This window comes from Sphingopyxis fribergensis (genome assembly GCF_000803645.1).
GTDB classification, from domain to species: domain Bacteria; phylum Pseudomonadota; class Alphaproteobacteria; order Sphingomonadales; family Sphingomonadaceae; genus Sphingopyxis; species Sphingopyxis fribergensis.
The window spans coordinates 2509910-2528215 of sequence record NZ_CP009122.1 but is presented as its reverse complement, the minus strand read 5'-3'; the positions used below and the strand labels follow the sequence as shown (position 1 = coordinate 2528215).

The 18306-nt window shown below is 66.1% G+C and carries 20 protein-coding genes; 15 read left to right on the top strand and 5 right to left on the bottom strand.

Features of this window, described 5'->3' with window-relative positions; all coding sequences use genetic code 11:
* Nucleotides 1-87 precede the first annotated feature (87 nt).
* Nucleotides 88-411 (top strand): DUF736 domain-containing protein, encoded by a 324-nt coding sequence (locus tag SKP52_RS11660; protein WP_039574911.1) that lies wholly within the window; start codon nucleotides 88-90, stop codon nucleotides 409-411.
* A gap of 54 nt (nucleotides 412-465) precedes the next feature.
* Here SKP52_RS11660 and SKP52_RS11655 read toward each other — a convergent pair whose 3' ends face one another.
* Complete coding sequence (locus tag SKP52_RS11655) at nucleotides 466-690, bottom strand: helix-turn-helix transcriptional regulator (protein WP_039574909.1); 225 nt, start codon at nucleotides 688-690, stop codon at nucleotides 466-468.
* Nucleotides 691-1582: 892 nt separating this feature from the next.
* Between SKP52_RS11655 and SKP52_RS11650 the strand changes: the two genes are divergently transcribed.
* From SKP52_RS11650 to SKP52_RS11630, 5 genes are all read left to right on the top strand, one after another.
* A complete protein-coding gene (locus tag SKP52_RS11650) occupies nucleotides 1583-2335 on the top strand; it encodes an ArdC family protein (RefSeq protein WP_039574908.1) in 753 nt (250 codons plus the stop codon).
* A 157-nt stretch (nucleotides 2336-2492) separates the two neighbouring features.
* The gene (locus SKP52_RS11645) at nucleotides 2493-3842 is read left to right on the top strand and encodes a tyrosine-type recombinase/integrase (RefSeq protein ID WP_039577820.1); all 1350 of its coding nucleotides are present in this window, start codon (nucleotides 2493-2495) and stop codon (nucleotides 3840-3842) included.
* Nucleotides 3839-5626 (top strand): hypothetical protein, encoded by a 1788-nt coding sequence (locus SKP52_RS11640; protein WP_039574907.1) that lies wholly within the window; start codon nucleotides 3839-3841, stop codon nucleotides 5624-5626. The genes SKP52_RS11645 and SKP52_RS11640 overlap by 4 nt, the downstream gene beginning before the upstream one ends.
* Nucleotides 5623-7800, top strand: a complete 2178-nt coding sequence (locus SKP52_RS11635; RefSeq protein WP_039574906.1) for a hypothetical protein — start codon at nucleotides 5623-5625, stop codon at nucleotides 7798-7800. The genes SKP52_RS11640 and SKP52_RS11635 overlap by 4 nt, the downstream gene beginning before the upstream one ends.
* A 155-nt stretch (nucleotides 7801-7955) precedes the next feature.
* Nucleotides 7956-8825 carry an ArdC family protein gene (locus SKP52_RS11630; protein ID WP_017184391.1) on the top strand — a complete coding sequence of 290 codons (870 nt, stop codon included), beginning with the start codon at nucleotides 7956-7958 and terminating at the stop codon, nucleotides 8823-8825.
* Between the two features lie 3 nt (nucleotides 8826-8828).
* On the opposite strand, the gene SKP52_RS11625 is transcribed toward SKP52_RS11630, so the two are convergent.
* Complete coding sequence (locus tag SKP52_RS11625) at nucleotides 8829-9245, bottom strand: MerR family transcriptional regulator (RefSeq protein WP_017184392.1); 417 nt, start codon at nucleotides 9243-9245, stop codon at nucleotides 8829-8831.
* Between the two features lie 74 nt (nucleotides 9246-9319).
* Here SKP52_RS11625 and SKP52_RS11620 point away from each other — a divergent pair, with 74 nt between their 5' ends.
* From SKP52_RS11620 to SKP52_RS11585, 8 genes are all read left to right on the top strand, one after another.
* On the top strand, nucleotides 9320-9679 hold the full coding sequence (locus SKP52_RS11620) for a hypothetical protein (protein ID WP_017184393.1): 360 nt from the start codon (nucleotides 9320-9322) through the stop codon (nucleotides 9677-9679).
* Complete coding sequence (locus tag SKP52_RS11615) at nucleotides 9672-9899, top strand: GDCCVxC domain-containing (seleno)protein (RefSeq protein ID WP_025549113.1); 228 nt, start codon at nucleotides 9672-9674, stop codon at nucleotides 9897-9899. The genes SKP52_RS11620 and SKP52_RS11615 overlap by 8 nt, the downstream gene beginning before the upstream one ends.
* 9 nt (nucleotides 9900-9908) lie before the next feature.
* Nucleotides 9909-10688 carry a mercuric reductase gene (merB, locus tag SKP52_RS11610; RefSeq protein ID WP_025549114.1) on the top strand — a complete coding sequence of 260 codons (780 nt, stop codon included), beginning with the start codon at nucleotides 9909-9911 and terminating at the stop codon, nucleotides 10686-10688.
* On the top strand, nucleotides 10670-12016 hold the full coding sequence (locus SKP52_RS11605; RefSeq protein WP_039574902.1) for a dihydrolipoyl dehydrogenase family protein: 1347 nt from the start codon (nucleotides 10670-10672) through the stop codon (nucleotides 12014-12016). The genes merB and SKP52_RS11605 overlap by 19 nt, the downstream gene beginning before the upstream one ends.
* 335 nt (nucleotides 12017-12351) lie before the next feature.
* The gene (locus SKP52_RS11600; RefSeq protein ID WP_039574898.1) at nucleotides 12352-12585 is read left to right on the top strand and encodes a zincin-like metallopeptidase domain-containing protein; all 234 of its coding nucleotides are present in this window, start codon (nucleotides 12352-12354) and stop codon (nucleotides 12583-12585) included.
* Nucleotides 12582-12833: a sigma factor-like helix-turn-helix DNA-binding protein gene (locus SKP52_RS11595; RefSeq protein WP_052208157.1), complete on the top strand. Its 252-nt coding sequence runs from the start codon at nucleotides 12582-12584 to the stop codon at nucleotides 12831-12833. The genes SKP52_RS11600 and SKP52_RS11595 overlap by 4 nt, the downstream gene beginning before the upstream one ends.
* 58 nt (nucleotides 12834-12891) lie before the next feature.
* Nucleotides 12892-13812: a HEPN domain-containing protein gene (locus tag SKP52_RS11590; RefSeq protein WP_039574895.1), complete on the top strand. Its 921-nt coding sequence runs from the start codon at nucleotides 12892-12894 to the stop codon at nucleotides 13810-13812.
* A 26-nt stretch (nucleotides 13813-13838) separates the two neighbouring features.
* On the top strand, nucleotides 13839-14279 hold the full coding sequence (locus SKP52_RS11585; RefSeq protein WP_039574893.1) for a MucR family transcriptional regulator: 441 nt from the start codon (nucleotides 13839-13841) through the stop codon (nucleotides 14277-14279).
* Nucleotides 14280-14287: 8 nt separating this feature from the next.
* On the opposite strand, the gene SKP52_RS25380 is transcribed toward SKP52_RS11585, so the two are convergent.
* Genes SKP52_RS25380 through SKP52_RS11570 form a run of 3 tightly spaced genes read right to left on the bottom strand, consistent with a single transcriptional unit; the run spans nucleotide 14288 to nucleotide 15215 of the window.
* A complete protein-coding gene (locus tag SKP52_RS25380) occupies nucleotides 14288-14623 on the bottom strand; it encodes an excalibur calcium-binding domain-containing protein (protein WP_081997315.1) in 336 nt (111 codons plus the stop codon).
* A gap of 9 nt (nucleotides 14624-14632) precedes the next feature.
* Nucleotides 14633-14890, bottom strand: a complete 258-nt coding sequence (locus tag SKP52_RS27000; RefSeq protein ID WP_167702731.1) for a conjugal transfer protein TraD — start codon at nucleotides 14888-14890, stop codon at nucleotides 14633-14635.
* 1 nt (nucleotide 14891) lies between these two features.
* Nucleotides 14892-15215 carry a conjugal transfer protein TraD gene (locus SKP52_RS11570; protein WP_039574891.1) on the bottom strand — a complete coding sequence of 108 codons (324 nt, stop codon included), beginning with the start codon at nucleotides 15213-15215 and terminating at the stop codon, nucleotides 14892-14894.
* 171 nt (nucleotides 15216-15386) lie between these two features.
* Between SKP52_RS11570 and traA the strand changes: the two genes are divergently transcribed.
* Nucleotides 15387-18299 (top strand): Ti-type conjugative transfer relaxase TraA, encoded by a 2913-nt coding sequence (traA, locus tag SKP52_RS11565; RefSeq protein WP_039574889.1) that lies wholly within the window; start codon nucleotides 15387-15389, stop codon nucleotides 18297-18299.
* Nucleotides 18300-18306 lie beyond the last annotated feature (7 nt).

Below are 18306 nucleotides of genomic sequence, written 5' to 3'. Positions count from 1 at the left end.
TGCGGGTACGCGGGACGCCTCATGCCCCGGTCTCTGGTCCGCCCATGCCGCAGGAATGGTTCTCGCGGCAATTCAAGGAGACGACCAATGGCATCCATCGGCTTTGTGAACGGCACCATCGAACAGGGTTTTGTGGGCCAGCTGAAGACCCTCTCGATCCGCGCCGCGATCGAGATCCGGACCAACCGCTCGAAGAGCGGCGACGTCCAGCCCGACTACCGGGTCTATTCGGAAGGCGTCGAGATCGGTGCCGGCTGGATCCGCACCGGCGAAGCATCGGGCAAGCCCTATGTGTCGCTGTCGCTCGCCGCCCCGGAATTCGGGCCGCGCCGGCTCTACGCCAACCTCGGCCGGGCTGCCGGCCAGGATGGCGAAGACGGCTACGCCCTGATCTGGAACCCGGCCGACTGACGCCGGATGCCCCGCACCGGTTTGGCGGTGCGGGGCTTTTCCGCGCCAGGGCTGTCAGTCCTCGATAGGCGGCAGGTCTTTGAGCGTGAAGGTGACGGGATTGCGCTGCCAAATCTTCACTTCGGACTCGCGCCAGCCGCAGCAGCGCGTTGCAAGCTTGTGCTGCGGCGGAAAGGTGCCGGCGGTGATCTTCCGGTACAGCGTCGCCCGGCTAAGGCCGGTGCGGTCGAGGACGGAGTTCAGGCGGAGGAAGCGATCGGGAGGGGACTGGGATGCCATGGACATATTCTCCAAGAGGTGACGCTGTGAGCCCCTCACAGCCCAAAGGATGTGGGAGAATGTCGCTGGGTTTCAATCTGTTGAGAAGCAGCTCTTTCCGGTCGAAAGCGGTCAAAAGCGGCCAATTGTATCCGGGAGCTTCCTATTGTTTCCGAACGTACGCATGAACGCTGTGAAAAAAATTCACTTCGCTTCGGATTTTTAGTCTCACGCGCCTTGGTTGAGACCGTCTGAGACGATGGCGCGAGAGCGGCGCGGCCCAGCCCCGTGCAGGCGAGAGCCGTTGGCAAGTGAAAAAGTGGATCGAGAGAGTTGGTCATCATGTTACGTCCTTCGGCTTTCTGACTTCAAGTTGTTGCTCCCGAGACGATGATGCAAAAGTGCAATCCTCCGTCAATATCGTGAGATTCTCGACTTCAAAGCGCATTCACGGCTATCCGGTCTTTGGCGCGTCAAGAGTGTATCTAGGTGCACCAGCGGGGTAGTTGACTTTCAGCACGACTCGGCATCGGACGCTGAAAAAATATTTTCGATTTCTTGAACGATATTGTCACCCGCCCTGAAAATGAGACCGTCTGAGACGGTTGTGTCTGGAAGCGGACCCGATCGGGCCGCCTGCGGCTCCCGAGTCGGGGCGTTCATGCGTCGGTCCGGTCAGCTGCGGTCGCCGCTTCGCGGCGGCGTGGATTGTCCCCGGCAGGGCGGGGGCAGGGTGGGCGTCACTCGCCTCTAGCCCCGCGCGGTCGGGCTGCAACCCGCGTGCCGCGGGTCCTCCTCTTCGTTTCGGTCCTTCGGATGCGGCCCGCCCGTCGTCGCGGGTCTGCCGGCTCCCTCCTGCCGCCCACCCCGCCCCCTTCCGGGCCGGGGTGCGGTGGTTTGAAGGAGAAGGGATATGCGTGCGGAAAGGATCGAGCGGCAGAACCTCTATTCCGAGGTCACCGGCCGGATCATCGCCGAGCTTGAAGAAGGGCGGCTGCCTTGGGTCCAGCGTTGGGACAGCGCGGCGTGCGGATGCAGCATGCCGCAGAATGCTGGAACGGGGCGCAAATATTCGGGGATTAATGTGCTGATCCTGTGGGCCGAGGTGGTGCATCGCGGCTTTGGGTCGCAGCGCTGGCTTACTTACCGGCAGGCGGCAGCGGCTGGCGGAAATGTGCGGCGCGGCGAGAAGGGGACAATCATCTGCTACGCCGACCGCTTCACACCAAAGGCAGAAGCAGAGTCGGCGCGCGGCGAGGATCGAGAAGCGCGGCAGGTGGCTTTCCTAAAACGCTTTACGGTGTTCAATGTCGAGCAGTGCGAAGGTTTGCCCGACGCTTTCACGCCCGATGCTGCGGTGGTCGACCCGGTTCTTGCCATTGCCGATGCCGATGCGCTGATTGCCGCGAGCGGCGCGCGTTTCCAGATCGGAGGCGGCGAGGCGTTCTACAGCCCCGGCCATGATTTCGTGCAGGTGCCGCCGCAGGCCGCATTCCCCGAACCGATCAATTGGTATCGCACGGCGCTGCACGAGCTTGGGCACTGGACAGGGCATGACAGCCGGTTGGACCGCGACCAGAAGGGCCGGTTTGGATCGGAGGCTTATGCCAAGGAAGAGCTTGTCGCCTTATCTGGACAGTCTGCGCCGCCCGCAACATTGCAGTAAGGTCGGCGATGGACGCCCACGGTAGGCAGTTATCAGGCTGGCCGTAGCGCTGACCCAAGAGCTGGCGGAGGCCAGCCTGATAACTGCCGGGCCATAGGGCGCATCGGTGTGAGGTCAGCTTCCGGGTGGGGGGTCCGGGGGGGAGGGTTTCGTGCCGGTGTCGATCATTACCGTTTGCGAGCGCCGCGACGCCAGGGGGCTCGACGCGCATGTGCCGCTGATCCTGCGGGGAGACGCTCTCTATGATCCCGATCTCGACCGCTTCTTTGTCGACCTGCCGCTAGCGGGGATCCGCTCGCGCCATTCGCTGCGCGCCTACGCCTATGACGTTGCGGTGTGGCTTCGCTTCCTCGATGCCTGCGGCACGACGATATGGGACGCGGCCCGCGACGATGTGACCGCCTATCACCGCGCGCGGCGGCGCGGCGACGCCGCCCAGCGGATCAGCGCGGCAAGCTGGAACCGGGCAGTCGCCAGCCTCGATCGCCTCTACCGCTGGGGTAAGAGCCAAGGGCTGATTGCCGAAGCGCCGTTCAGTCGGCGCGCTATATGGCGACCGGCGCATGGGGGGCGTCGGGGCATGATCGCCGCGCGCAACGACGCCTATGAACGCACTGCCAAGCGATCGGATGTGCGGTTCGTCACGATGGACGACTACCGCATTTTCCGCGACGTCGGTCTGCGCGGCCTCGCCCTTGACGGTACGGAACGCCCCGGCGCTCGCGATCGCAACGGGCTGCGCAACGCGCTGTTCGCCGATCTTCTCGTCACAACCGGCCTGCGTCTCGAAGAGGCGTCGGGCCTGCTCGCCGATGAGCTTGCGGCCATCGATCACGACCACGATCAGGCTCAGCAGCTTTGGCTGCGCCTGCCGCCGCCGCTCACCAAGGGCGACCGCGGACGCAGCGTCCTGGTCCCGCGCCGGCTCCTTCGTCAGATCACCGCCTATGTCGCCGTCGAGCGCGCCGCGGGCGTGACCAAGTTCGCCGCGCGCGACGGTGCGGCCAGGTTCGAGCGACCGATCCACGTCACCCGCGCCGGTCTCGACCGCATGCGCGATGTCTGCACCCCGGAGGAACGATGCCGCCTGATCCTGTGCGACGAGGATGGAACGCCCCGCGAGCCGGTGGCGCTATGGCTGACCGAGGTCGGGCAGCCTGTCCGCCCCAACTCGTGGGAGGTGATCTTCACCCGGGCCTGCAAGCGGTGCGAGGAGAACGGCTTCCCGCTGTCGATCAGCCCGCACCAGCTTCGCCACACCTTCGCAGTCCATATGCTCGCTCTGCTGATCCAGCAGCGACTGCGCGAGGCCGCACTGCCGGTGGGGCCGGTGGAGACCTATCGGCTGATCCTGGGCGACCCGCTGCAACAGGTGCAACGCCTGCTCGGCCACGCGAGCCTCGCCACCACCTATGTCTATCTCGACCATATCGCGACCCGCGCCGATACGGTGGATGCGGCCGTCGAGGAGCTGCTGGCGCTGTTGCCGGGACCGCAGGGCGCATGAGCGAGCGTCCCCGCAAGGGCCGGCCTGTCGCCTTCGCGCCCATCACGCCGGAGCGACCGCAGCCCGATCCGGTGTTCGGCCTCAAGTTCACCATCGAGGCGCGGCATGGCGGGACGGTCCTGGTCGATATGACCGCGCTCGATCCTCGCCCGCTCGCCATCGCCTTTGCCGGTGCGCTGCGTCGGTCGGCCGCGCTCGGGGGACCGATCGGTGCGGCCAGCGTCATCAAGCAGTATGTCCAGGTCTATCGTCACTTCTTCGCCTGGCTTGCCGACGAAGGACTGAAGGTGGTTGGCGTCAGCGACCTGCGCGCGGTCCATATCGATGGTTTCGCATCCGCGCTCGAACGGCGTGGGATGGGCCCGATCCACCGTCACATGACGGTCAGCAAGATCATCAACACACTGCGCGCGATCGAAGCAGACCGGCCCGATCGGATCGCACCCGAGCTGCATGAGCGGCTGCGCTACACGCTGGCCACTTCGGCGGGCCGCTCGACCCCGCGCGATGCCTACAGCCCCTTCGTCGCCCGCGCGCTGCGCGACGCGGCGCGAGCCGATGTCGAAGCGATGTTCCGCCGTCTCGGCGCCGACGATCGGACCGACGAGGGTGATCCGGCCATCACCGCCGCCCGCGCCGATGTCGAAGCGATCATCGCGCGGCAGGGCTTTATCGTCGCAGACCAGCCCGAGCTGAAGAGCCTTTATTTCATGCGCATGCGCCGCAACCTGCCAACCGCGACGCTCATCGACGACCTGCATGGCCGGCATCATCTGCTCGCGCGCGACCTGCCGGCGCTGCTCGTGCTGCTCACGCTTGAGACGGGCCTTGAGCCCGAGTGCCTGAAGACGCTGACCGTGGACTGTCTCGCCAATGCCCATGCCGGCACGGTGGAGCTGCGCTATCTGAAGCGCCGGGCTCGCGGCGCCGAGCACAAGAGCATGCGCATCCGCGACGGCGGTGGCGGCACGCCGGGCGGGCTGATCCGCCGCCTGATCGACGCCACGGCGGCTGCCCGCGAGCACCTGCCCGGCGATTGCCTGTGGGCCTATCACAACGTCGGCGGCCTTCGCGCCGGCATAGTCGACCTCAAGTATCCGCTCCCCGCCTGGGCTCGCCGCTGTGGCATTGTCGACGATAACGGCAAGCCGCTGCATCTGCTGCTTTCCCGGCTGCGCAAGACCCACAAGGCGCTGTGGTACACCAAGACCGAGGGGCACATGGCCCGCTTCGCGGTCGGTCACACGCGCGAGGTCGCGGCGCGCCATTATGCCGACCTGCCGTCGCTCCGGCCCCTGCACGAGGCGGCCGTCGCCGATGCCTTTCGCGAGGCGGTCGCCGCCGCGATGCCGACCGTCCTCGCGCCCACGGCCGAGCAGGCGCTGCGCGAAGCGCCCGAGCAGGCGGCGCCGTTGATGTCGGCCGATACGGTGGGGCCGTTGCTCGACGGCGAACAGGATGTCTGGCTCGCCGCCTGCTCGGGCTTCCATAGCAGCCCCTTCTCCGAGGCCGGCTCACCCTGCGCGCAGCCCTTCTGGGGCTGCCTCGATTGCCCCAACGCCGTCATCACCGCGCGCAAGCTTCCCGCGATCCTCGCCTTCCTCGCGTTCGTCGAAGAGCAGCGACCGAGCCTCCCGGCGAGCGACTGGGCGGCCAAGTTCGGCCGCGTCCATTCCCGCATCACGACCCAGGTCCTGCCGGTCTTCTCCGATGCCGTTATCGCCGATGCGCGCTGGCAGATGGAGAGCGAGCGGCTCTATCTGCCGCCGGAAGCACGCGCATGATCACGCCCGCCCATGCCCGCGCACCCGCGTTCGACGATCGGCCCGTGCTGGCCACTGCGCCGCTCAAGGCGGGCCACGCCCGCGAAGAGCTGTCGCGGGTCGGCGACTCAAGCTGGGATCTCGGTCCCGCCGTGTTCCGCGAGAACGCGCGGCGCTGCCATGTCACCGTGCATTTCGACGTGCTCGAACATGCCGATGTGCAGGCGGCGATGCGTGCCTATCTCTACGCCCGCCTCAACGTCGATCTTCCCGGCTACCGCCCGAAGCTGCCGCCGGCGAGCATCCGCCAGGCATTCAACCGCGCACGCCGGTTCTTCGCCTTCGCGCGCCTGACGCTTGGAGGGCTCGACCTTGGCCGCATCGATCAGGCGCTGGCCGATGCCTATGCCAGGCATCTTCGCCACGATTCTGCCCGGCGACCCGTCATAGTCGGCCACCTCCTCGAAGTGGTCTCCGATCTCTATCACTATCGTGACCGCCTCGCTGGCGGAGGCCTCGCGTTTGAGCCCTGGGCCGGACAGGCACCCGCCCGCGTCGCAGGCTATCGGCACGTCGTTGAGAACCGTACCCCGCGGTTTCCGGAAGATGTCATCGCCGCACTGCTCGCCTGGTCATTGCGCTACGTCACCGTCTTCGCGCACGATATTCTATCGGCTCGGGCCGCGCTGGATCGGCTCGAGGCGCGCCGCGCCCGGCTGCTTGCCGCCGAGCGCGGACTGCCTGGCGCAGAGCGCCGCCTGCGGCAGCGCGCGCGCCTCGAGCGCCATATCGCGCGTCGAGCCCGGCAAGGCCGCGGCGTGCCGATCTGGACGACCGCGCATAACGGCGTCACGCGCACCGATCCCCGCACCGGAGAAGCGACGCCGCCGATCAACGTCCATCTTCTCCATCTTCATGCCGGTGTCGATGCTGAGGCGGAACCGGCCATGCATTTCGGACTCGCCAAGGGCGTCTCCGCCCTGATCGAAGCCGCTGCCGCCGACCTGGGCGTCGAAGTGGGCGGCATGGACACGCCGATCTCGATTGATCCCGATAGCGGTCGGCCATGGCGCGCACGCTTCGATGCGAAGACGCTCGCACAAGAGGAACGGATGCTTCAGGCGGCCGCCTATATAGTGTGCGCTTACCTCACCGGCATGCGCGACTGCGAGGTGCAGGCGATGCGGCGGGGGTGCCTCTCGATCGCGCGCAGCGAGGATGGCCTGGTCGAGCGGCATCGCATTCGATCGACCATCTACAAGCGTCGGTCGACCATGGGCGAGGCGGCGAGCTGGGTGACGATCGAGCCGGTCGCAGACGCGATAGCGGTGCTTGAACGCCTGTCGGCAAGACCGACGCGCGCCAGCGGCAGCGATACGCTCTGGCCGGTGCTACGCCCCGGCGCCGCCACCAAGACGCATCTGTCGAGCGAGGTGGTCCGCCAACTCAACGCCTTCCGCGACCACCTCAACGCTGCCTTCGGCAGCCCTGATGTGCCGGTCATCCCGTCCGGACCCGGTGGCAAGCCGTGGCGCATAACGACGCGGCAGTTCCGCCGCACCATCGCATGGCACATCGCCAACCGTCCGTTCGGCACCATCGCCGGCATGATCCAGTATAAGCACGCCTCGGTCGCCGCTTTCGAGGGCTATGCCGGAACCAGCGCATCGGGGTTTCGCGCCGAGGTCGAGGCGCAGCGCCGGCTCGGTCAGCAGGGCGACCTGCTGGACTATTTCGACCGGCGGCAGGGCGGTGCCTCACTCGCGGGGCCGGCGGGACCACGCATCGCGCGGACGCTCGACGATGCGGCCGTGCAGCTCGGGCCCTTGCCCGCCATGATCGCCGACCGCTCCCGGCTACGTGTCATGCTCGCCAGCGTCGCGCGAACCCTCCATGTCGGCCTCCTCGCGGATTGCTTCTTCGATCCCGCCACCGCGCTCTGCCTCAAGCGCGTGACCACCCCCGATCCCAAGCAGCCGCTCACGGCGCTGTGCGAGCCGACCCGCTGTCCCAACGCCTGCATCACCGCCCGTCACAGGCCAGCTTGGGAACGCGCGGCCGATGATGCCAGGGCATTGCTGCGCGAACGACGTCTGTCGGATCTTCAACGCCATGCACTCGCCACCGAGATCAACCGGCTCACTACCGTGATCGACGCCATCGGCCCCGCGCCGCCGGAGGCCAACCCCGGCTGACGGCGGAAGCTCTGCGCCGGTCGGCGCGCTGGCGCAACGGCGTTGCCGTCCTCCGCTTCGCTGCGGCCCTACGGGTGCGCAACCGCGCTTGTGCCCGGCGCTAGTCGAGCTCCGCCGCCGGGGATGGCCCCCGACGGGCAAGCGGAGTTCAGATCATGCCAACTCAGGTACGAGCCGACGTCTATACTCGGGTCACCGAGGCGATCCTTGCAGCGATCGAAGCCGGTACGGGCAACTGGCGCATGCCATGGCATCACAGCGGCGCCGATGTCACCCGGCCGACCAACATCGCCAGCGGCAAGCCCTATCGCGGCATCAACACGGTGTCGCTCTGGGCGGCGGCCTATGGCGGCGGCTATGCGAGCGGGGTCTGGGGCACTTATCGTCAGTGGCAGGACCGCGGCGCCCAGGTCCGCAAGGGCGAGCAGGCCAGCCTCGGCGTCCTCTGGAAGGAGATCAGCCGGCGCGACGACGAGCAGGATGACGAAGATGGCGGCAAGGGACGGCGGCTCTTCGCCCGGGCGTTCAGCCTGTTCAACGCCGATCAGGTCGACGGCTACGCGCCCGAGCCCGGGCCGGTCCTGCCCGAGAGCGAGCGCCTTGCGGCCGCCGAGGCCTTCATCGCCGCGCTCGGTATCGACACGGTCTACGGGTCGAGCAGCGCCTATTACCATCTCGGCGAAGACCGCATCTACATGCCGCACTTCGCAACCTTCCGTAGCGCGCATGGATTCTACGGCACCCATATCCACGAGTGTGCCCATGCCAGCGGCGCGGCGCATCGGCTCGACCGGGATTTCAGCGCCAGGTGGACCAAGGACGCGCTCGCGATGGAGGAAGCGACCGCCGAGCTGACCGCCTCGTTCCTGCTTGCCGACCTCGGCATCGCGCACGATCCGCGTCCCGATCATGCCGCCTATATCGCCTCCTGGCTTCAGGTGCTGAAGAACGACAGCCGCGCGATCTTCACTGCGGCCAGCAAGGCGCAGGCGGCGGCCGATTGGATGCACGCCCAGCAGCCGTGACGCTCACGCGGCCCGCACCTCGGCGCCGAGCGCATCAAGCAGCGGACAGCCCGGATCCTGACCGGCATCGCAGGCTCGCACCGAGTCTGCCAGAACCCGTTCCATCCGCCTGAGGTCCGCGATCCGCGCGCGCACATCCTGCAGATGCGACGCCGCGAGCTCGCGGACTTCGGTGCAGGAGGCCTGGCCGCCGGCCGCGAGTCCGAGCAAGGCGCGCACCTCGTCAAGGGTGAAGCCCAGCTCCCTCGCACGGCGCACGAAGCCCAGGCGAGCCACGTCCTCCCGACCGTAGCTGCGGTAACGGCCCCGCCGCGGCGGAACGGGCAGCAGCCCGATCCGCTCGTAATAGCGGATCGTCTCGATGTTGCAGCTGGTACGGCGCGAGAGTTCGCCGATCTGGATCGCGGCGGTTGCGGCCATCTTCAAAATACCTCTTGAGTCTGTAGTCGCTACAGATGGTAGGATAGCTGCATGCCCGCCACAAGGAGTCGCCCGTGACCCAGACACCAAGCCCGCCCAAGGGGATAAGTACCGCCGCGCTTACCCTGGCGGGGATCGCCGCCGCGTTCGGCGTCGCTGCCTGCTGCGCACTGCCGATCCTCTTGGCATCCGCCGGCATCGGCGCGGCCTGGCTCAGCGGCGTGGCCGTCGTCTCCGCGCCCTATCGCACGCCGCTCCTCGTGATCGGCGCATTATGCCTCGTCGCCGGCGCCGCGCTGCTATTGCGCCAGCAACTCGCCGCCATGCGCTGCGGCCCGGACGGCGTGTGCACGCCGCGCTGGACGCGCATCCTCACTCTCGCCGGCCTATTGGTCGGCGCGGCACTGCTCTGGGCGGGTTATAGCTATGTCTGACGTCGTTCCGGAGCTGCACTCGACCCTGACCTGTCCGCACTGCGGACATCAGGCGACCGAGACGATGCCGACCAACGCATGCCAGTTTTTCTATGACTGCCGGGGCTGCGGCGCGGTCCTCAAGCCCAAGCAGGGCGATTGCTGCGTCTTTTGTTCCTATGGCGACGTTCCGTGTCCGCCGATCCAGATCGAGGGCAAGGGCGCGTCCTGCTGCGGCTGAAGACAAGCCGTGACGCTTGCCACCCCCGCTGACGCTGCCCCTGAACCGACGGTTGCATTCCCCGACGGCACCGTCGTCCCGGACTGGACTGCGGTCACCGCGCCAAGCGCCCATTCGGCCCTGACAGCGCTGTTCGCGGCATTTATCGGCCGCAGGTGGCATGGCATCGACAGCACCGAGGACGAGGTGCGGCGTGCCATCCTCCGGGCCTATGTCACCCAGGGCCACGCGCCGGCGCCGGTGGAGATCGCTGCCGCGGTTGCGCTCCCGCCCGGCGACGTGGCCGCAGCGCTCCACCGGCTCGCCGGACGTGATCTCGTGGTCCTCGACGGCGACGGCCGAGTGAGCGGCGCCTATCCTTTCACCGATGCTCCCAGTGAGCATCAGGTGGAGGCCGCGGGTATCACGATGGGAGCCATGTGCGCCCTCGACGCGCTGGGGATCTGCACGATCGCACCGCACGCCAGCCTCATCCGCTCGTCATGCCGCCAATGCCGGCGCTCGCTTGCGATCCATGTCCACGACCGGGGCTGCACCTTGGGCGACGTCGTGCCCGAGGGGATTCTCGTCTGGTCCGGTCATCGCTACACCGGCGGCTGTGCAGCGTCTTCGCTCTGCACTCAGCAGGCTTTCTTCTGCCATGCCGATCATCTTGAAGCCTGGCGTATGGACGGTTCCGTGACCGCCCGCGACGGCATTCGCCTGACCCTGCGCGAGGCCCTCCAGGTCGGCCGCGCGATCTTTGCACCGATGCTCGGAGGGATATTGCCATGGCCCATTACGACCTGATCGTCATCGGCAGCGGAACAGCCGCCCAGGTCGCGATCGGCCAGGTCCGCGCCGCCGGATGGTCCGTCGCCGTCATCGACCACCGCCCGTTCGGCGGCACCTGTGCGCTACGGGGCTGCGATCCCAAGAAGATGCTGGTCAGCGGCGAAGAGGCGATCGATGCCGCCGCTCGCATGGCCGGACATGGTGTCGGCGGCGACCTGGCGATCGATTGGCCGAGCCTGATGGCGTTCAAGCGCAGCTTTACCGATCCGGTCCCCGCCAAGCAGGAACGCCGCTACGCCAAGCTGGGCGTCGACGCCTTCCACGGGCTAGCGCGCTTCGCAAGCCCGGACGCGGTCGCGGTCGACGGTCGGACGTTGCAGGCCCAGCATATCCTGATCGCAACCGGCGCGGGGCCGATCCCGCTCGGCATTCCAGGCGAGGAGCTGGTCAGCACGAGCGACGCTTTCCTCGAGCTGGAGACGCTGCCGCGCCGGATCGTGCTGATCGGCGGCGGCTATGTCGCCGCGGAGTTCTCGCATCTGGCCGCACGTGCCGGCGCCGAAGTCACGATCCTGCAGCGCGCTAGCCGGCTGCTGCCGCATTTCGATCCCGACCTGGTGGGCTGGCTCACACCGCGGTTCACGGCGCTCGGCATTCGCATCGAGACCGGCACCGCGGTCACACGGGTCGAGCGGAACGGGGACGGCCTGCAGGTGCGTGCCTCTCGCCAGGGAGCGCCGGACCTGGAGGTCGCCTGCGATCTCGTCATTCATGCTGCCGGGCGTCGTCCCGATCTCGGCAGCCTCGACCTGTCCACCGGGCAGGTCGCGGTGCAAGACGGACGACTGCAGCTCGATGCGCATCTGCGCAGCATTTCCAACCCGCGGGTCTATGCCGCCGGTGACGCCGCCGGCGTCGGGCCGCCCCTGACCCCGGTGTCGAGCCACGACGCGAAGATCGTCGCCGCGAACCTCCTGCAAGGTCCATCGCGCGAGCCCGACTATCGCGGTGTTCCGAGCGTCGCCTTCACCGTGCCGCCGATCGCCGCCGTCGGGCTTTCGGAAGAGGCGGCGCGCCGCAGCGGCCTCAAGTTCCGGGTTAACGCGGCCTCGACGCCGGACTGGTTCACCGCCCGCCGGCTCGCCGAGCCGGTCTATGGCCACAAAGTTCTGATCGACGAGCGGACGGACCTCGTCCTCGGCGCGCATCTCGTCGGGCCGAACGCCGACGAGGTGATCAACCTTTTCGGCCTGGCCATCCGCCACGGCCTCACCGCGGCCGATCTACGCTCCACCATGTTTGCCTATCCGACCGGCGCCTCGGATATCGGCTACATGCTCTAGGCGACGCCGCGCACGATCCGTCACCAGTGCTCGCCCGCGGGCGGGCGGCAGCCTGTCGCGAAAGACGATAGCGGGCTGTCGCCCGCCTGATCTGCGGACGCCGCTGACGCGGCGGCGCTACTTTTTGGGCCTCCCTTCCGACGCGGAGGTGGTCGGCGCTCCCTGCTAGGCCCGCCACGGCGGGCTGCAAGCCCCGGCTTCGCCGGGCTGCTCCATTTCATTTCGCCCCTGCGGGTGCAGCCCGCCGCTCGAACGGGCCTCTTCGGTCGCTCTCGCCGCCCACCCCCGCCTCGGGGGAGGCCGATGCGGTTTTTGGGCAGTGCTGGAGGCAGCCGATGGTTTTCTTCCTCGAACCCCGGATTGGGGCTGGACTGTCAGGATATGTCGCGGAAATGTCGGCGGCCTTCACCTGTGCGTCGCTCGGCATCGCGCCGACCGTTCGGCACTCGGATTACATCGCGTCTTGGCTCTCGGTCCTGCGCGGGGACGAAAAGGCGATCTTCCGCGCCGCAAGTCAGGCGAGCGAGGCGACCGACTACCTTCTCGCTTTCGCGGGAAGCGACGAATGAGCGCGCGCATGAGCCGTGAAGAGCGGCTTCGCCTTCGCCGCGCCGAGCGCGCGGTCGCCCAGATGCAGGGGATGGACCGCGAGGTGTTCCTCGCGATCCGCATCGATGAGCAGACCTATCCGCAGATCGCCGAACGGTTCGACATCAGCGTCGCCGACGTCGAGCGCCATTTCGCATTAAGCCTCCGCGTCCTCATGCGGGCGATGGACCAAAAGGACGCATGGTGGTGGAAATTCTGGCCGTGGTGACGGCAGCTTCGCCGGATGGCTCTTGCCATCCGGCGATCCGAATTACAGGGTGAAAACAATGCGCACCGACCTCGATCATCTTCCTGCCAACAAGCAGCGCGAAATCGAGCGCGTGAAGACTATCATCTTTGAAGAATTCGCCGACAGCATCGCGCTCGCGACGATGAGCTGGAAGAAAAAAGGCCGGATCGAGAAGCTTATTCTTTACGGCAGCTACGCGCGCGGCGGCTGGGTCGACGAACCGCACACAGCCAAGGGTTACCGATCCGACTTCGATTTGCTGATCATCGTCAGCGACAAGCGCCTGACCGACAAGGTCGATTATTGGCTAAAGGTCGAGGACCGGCTGAACCGCGAACTCGCCATCGACAAGACGCTGCACACGCCAGTGAACTTCATCGTCCACACCATGTCGGAAGTGAACGACGGGCTTGCGCATGGGCGCTATTTCTTCATGGACATCGCCAAGGACGGGATCGCGCTCTACGAATATGACGACAAGGAACTGCACAAGCCGAAGCCGAAGACGCCAAGCCAGGCATTAGACATGGCCCGCGAATATTTCGAAGAGTGGATACCAGGAGCCGCAGAATTCATTGAAGGCTATAGGTTCTACCTCGGGCGTCGTAGCTTCCGAAAAGCGGCCTTCCTGCTACATCAGGCTACCGAAAGCCTCTATCACGGGGTTCAGTTGGTCTGCACCTTTTACACGCCACATGTTCATAATCTAGGCTTCCTGCGCACTCAGGCAGAGCGCATTGACATGCGGCTGGTCGATGCTTGGCCGCGCGAGCTAAAATCGGATCGCAAGCACTTCGAGAAGCTCAAAGAGGCCTACGTGAAAGCCCGCTATTCGAAGCATTATCGCATAACCGAAGAAGAGTTGCTTTGGCTCGGCGAGCGTGTCGAAGAACTGGGCCGCGCCGTACATGCCATTTGTTCGGAACGGATTGCATCGCTAGAGGGTAAAGCGAAGTAGCTTAGACCTCGAAGGATGTTTGCAAGATGGAAGACTCCGAAACGCTGATAACGCTGACCGCGGATATCGTTGCTGCGCACGTCAGCCACAATAAGGTCGCCGTGTCAGATATTCCCCTGATCATCCGTTCGGTGCACGAGGCGCTCTCTGGTCTAGACACCAAGTCGGTGCCGGAGCCCGAGCCGCAGCAGCCCGCCGTATCCGTGCGCGCATCGATCAAGCCTGACTACATCGTCTGCCTCGAAGACGGCAAGAAAATGAAAATGCTTCGCCGCCATCTTGCAACGGATCACGGCATGACGCCGGATGAATATCGCGCGAAATGGAATCTGCCGAAAGACTATCCGCTAGTTTCTCCCAATTATGCGGAGAAGCGCCGCGAACTCGCGAAATCGATCGGCCTCGGAACAAAGGGGCGTGGCGGCGGCCGCAAGCCTGCGGCACGCGGCGGCGCCAAGGCTAAATAGCCTCGGCGCTACTGACCGCGATAAGGCTCGCAGGCGATACCGTCGTTGTCCGCATCCAGACCATCGCGATATCCTGGTTCGCCGCGGTAGATCGGGGCCGTCCCCGCCGCGCGCGCATCGTCGCAACGTCGCCAATAATCGCCTCCTGCTGGCGCGCGCTCGCGCGCCAATCCTGCGGCGACGCTCGCTTCGCTCGCGACATCATAAAGGTGCGCGCGTCCTTCGGACGTCGCGCCGATCGATCCGATGCCCGCAAGCGCGCCGATGACGCCTGCGCCCAGGAGTATATGGGTGCTCGATACGCCAGCGCGATTGGCTCTTCGATGGTTCCAGCGTCGTGCCATTGCGCTCGGTTAGACCGTTGAGGTAAATATCCCGTTTGAGCCTGGCGCCGGACTGTCCTCGAACGCTCGCTTTCCGCGTCGCCGCCACAAAAGCAATTGTTGCTCGCGCGTCTCTCCGCGCAGCTTCGCGGCTGCCTCGACAAGTAGCCCCAGGATCACCGCCCGATCGTCGCCAGTCAGCTCGATCAGATCGGCTTTGGCGACGAGCCCGCCGAGCTCGATCAGCTGCCGCGTGCGCTCGCGCCGCTTCACCTGCCATGCCCGCATGTCATGCCGCGCTGCCTTCGCCTGAAGTCGGTGGTGTGCCTGCACCGCTCGCCGATGCGCTGCCCGCACCGCGGCGAGCGCCCGGGCGAGCGCTGGCGCCGTCGCCGCGAAAGAAGGCGGCGCCGCTTTTTCGCCACGCCTCCTTCCGCGATGCATCCGCCGCGATGGCATCGAGTAAGGCGCCCGCCAGCTGTTCGATCGACATCGCGCTCGCGCCAGTCGCGACGACCAGCTCGCCGAGCTGCCCTTGCTTCTTCGTCTTCAGCATCTTCGCCTTGTCGGTGAGCGCCTGGAGTTCGGCATCGAAATCACGCGGTTTACGCATCGTCTGTCCTTCCTTACGATGGAACGGACAGTCCAGCTATCGAGAGTCTCGCGGCACTTCAAGCGGTTGAAATCTCTTGGGACTTTGCGATCCCGAGCGCGATGAAATCGTGTGAGGGCGCGCTTATACGTCGTGCCGACGTGCTCGTTTTGCAGTAAATGGTATGCTGCCATGGCGATCTACCATTTATCTGCAAAAGTCATTTCGCGCGCTGCCGGCAGCAGCGCGGTCGCCGCCGCAGCCTATCGATCGGCTGATCGTCTGCACGATGAGCGCCTCGGTCGAAGCCACGACTTTTCGAACAAAGCCGGCGTCGTGCACAGCGAGGTGCTGCTGCCCGGAGGCGCCCCCGACGAATGGCACGACCGCGAGCGCCTTTGGAATGATGTCGAAGCGGCCGAGCTTCGGAAAGACGCCCAGCTTTCTCGCGAAGTCGAGTTCGCAATCCCGCGCGAGATGACCGAGCAGCAGGGCATCGACCTCGCGCGCGACTTCGTGAAAAGGGAGTTCGTCGCTCGCGGCATGGTCGCCGATCTCAATGTCCATTGGGACATCGGCGCCGACGGCCTGGCGAGGCCGCACGCGCATGTCATGCTCACCATGCGCGAGATCAAGATTGGCGAGGAAGGGGAGGTCGGCTTTGGCGCGAAGGTCCGCGAGTGGAACCGCACCGAACTGCTGACCCACTGGCGCGAGGCCTGGGCTGAGCATGTCAACGAGCGGCTCGCCGAACTCGATATCGATGCGCGCATCGACCACCGCTCGTTGGAAGAGCAGGGGATTGAGCTCGAACCGCAGCACAAGATCGGTCCGGCGGCATCCCGCATGGCTGGGCAGGGGCTTGAGGCCGAGCGGCTTCAGGATCATGTCGAGATCGCGCGATCGAACGGCGAGCGCATTCTCGCCAATCCGTCCATCGCGCTCGACGCGATCACCCACCAGCAGGCGACGTTCACCCACCGCGACCTTGCGATATTCGTGCACCGGCACAGCGAGGGGAAGGAGCAGTTCGATGCGGTGATTGGCGCGGTGAAGGCATCGCCCGAGCTCGTCGCGCTAGGCCGGGATGGACGCGGCGAAGATCGCTTCACGTCACGCTTGATGTTGGAGACCGAGCAGCGCCTCGAACGCGCGACGGCGAAGCTCGACGCGCGCCGCAATCACGGCGTCGCCGATCGCTACCGCGACCGTGCCTTGGAAAGCGCCCTCGACCGAGGCTTGGAGCTATCGGCAGAGCAGCGCGGCGCGCTCGAACATGCCACCAGCGCCCGCGGGATCAGCAATGTCATCGGCTACGCGGGATCGGGCAAAAGTTCGATGCTCGGGGTTGCCCGCGATGCGTGGGAGGCCGCCGGGTATGAGGTGCGCGGTGCAGCCCTCTCGGGCATCGCCTCAGAAGGGCTCGAACAAGGTTCGGGCATTGCGTCGCGCACGATTGCCAGTCTCGAGCATCAATGGGCCAACGGCCGCGAGCTTTTGACCGATAAGCATGTCCTGGTCATCGACGAGGCGGGCATGCTTGGCACGCGCCAGCTCGAACGCGTCGTCACCGAGGCCGAGAAGCAAGGGGCGAAGATCGTCCTCGTTGGCGATCCGGAGCAGCTTCAGGCCATCGAAGCGGGCGCGGCGTTCCGCTCGACCGCCGAGCGCCACGGTGCCGTCGAGATCACGTCGATCCGGCGGCAGAACGAAAGCTGGCAGCGCGACGCGACACGCGAGCTTGCCACGGGTAGGACTGGCGAGGCGATCGGCCGCTATGCCGACGCGGGACACCTTCATGCTGCCGACACGCGAGAGGTTGCGCGCGGAGACCTCGTCGACGCGTGGGATCGCGACCGGCAGCTGCATCCCGATGCTAGTCGGATCATTCTTACGCACACCAACGACGAAGTCCGCGCCCTCAATGACGAGGCGCGCACCCGTTTGCGGGCGGGCGGCAGTCTCGGCCCTGATGTCGCGATGACGGTGGAGCGCGGCGACCGGAATTTCGCTTCGGGTGACCGCGTCATGTTCCAACGGAACGACCGCGATCTCGGCGTGAAGAATGGCACGCTCGGCACCGTTCAGACCATAGACCGGATGCGTATTGGCGTGTTGCTTGACGACGGCCGCAGCATCGCTTTTGACCTCAAAGACTATGCGCATGTCGATCACGGCTATGCGGCGACGATCCACAAGGCGCAGGGGATGACCGTGGACCGCGTCCATGTGCTCGCAACACCCGGACTCGATCGGCACAGCGCGTACGTCGCGATGTCGCGCCATCGCCAATCCGTCGATCTCCACTATGGCCGCGACGATTTTGCTGACCAGCCGAGGCTTGTGCGCGCACTCAGCCGCGAGCGCGGTAAAGATATGGCGAGCGACTATCTCGAACGAGAGGCGGCACCAGCCGTAGCGCCGAAGCGAAACATCTTTGCCGGCATAAAGGTCAGACCAATGCCGGAGCTCACTTTGCAATCAGGCCCGGCACCAACATCGCCGAAACGCAGAGCGCTCGATGGCGTCCGCGTTAACGCGCGCGCTTTGGACGCGCTCGCCCCGCGAAATCCGCTCGACCAGGCTATCGAGAGCTACGGCCGCGCGGCGAAGGATGTCGAAGGGATGGTGCAGCAGGGGTATCAACCTTTGCGCCATCAGGTGGACGCGATGGAGCGCGCCCAGCGGGCTATGAACGCCGTGCGTGAACATGGGTCTGCCGACCTTGCCGAAGCCATGCGGAAGGACCCATCGCTGATGAGCGAAGCGGCAGGGGGACGAACACAGCGTGCGATCCAAGCCATGGCGGCCGAAGCCGAGATCCGCATCGACGTGCAGGGAAGGGCCGATCGCTTCGTATCCGAATGGCAGTCGAACGCGCGCCAGCTCCGACACCTTCAGCGCGAGGGCGATTACGCACGAATGGACAGTGTCCGCGACCGCCTCGACGGGATGGCGAAGAGCCTTCACCGCGATGCACAGCTCGAGTCGCTGCTCCGAAATCGGCGCGCCGAACTTGGCCTGGACGCCCTGAGCAAGAAAACGCTGTCTCATGATCTTGCAGAATATCTCCGCCCTTCACGTGGCTTGGGAATCGGTATGTAAGCTTGCC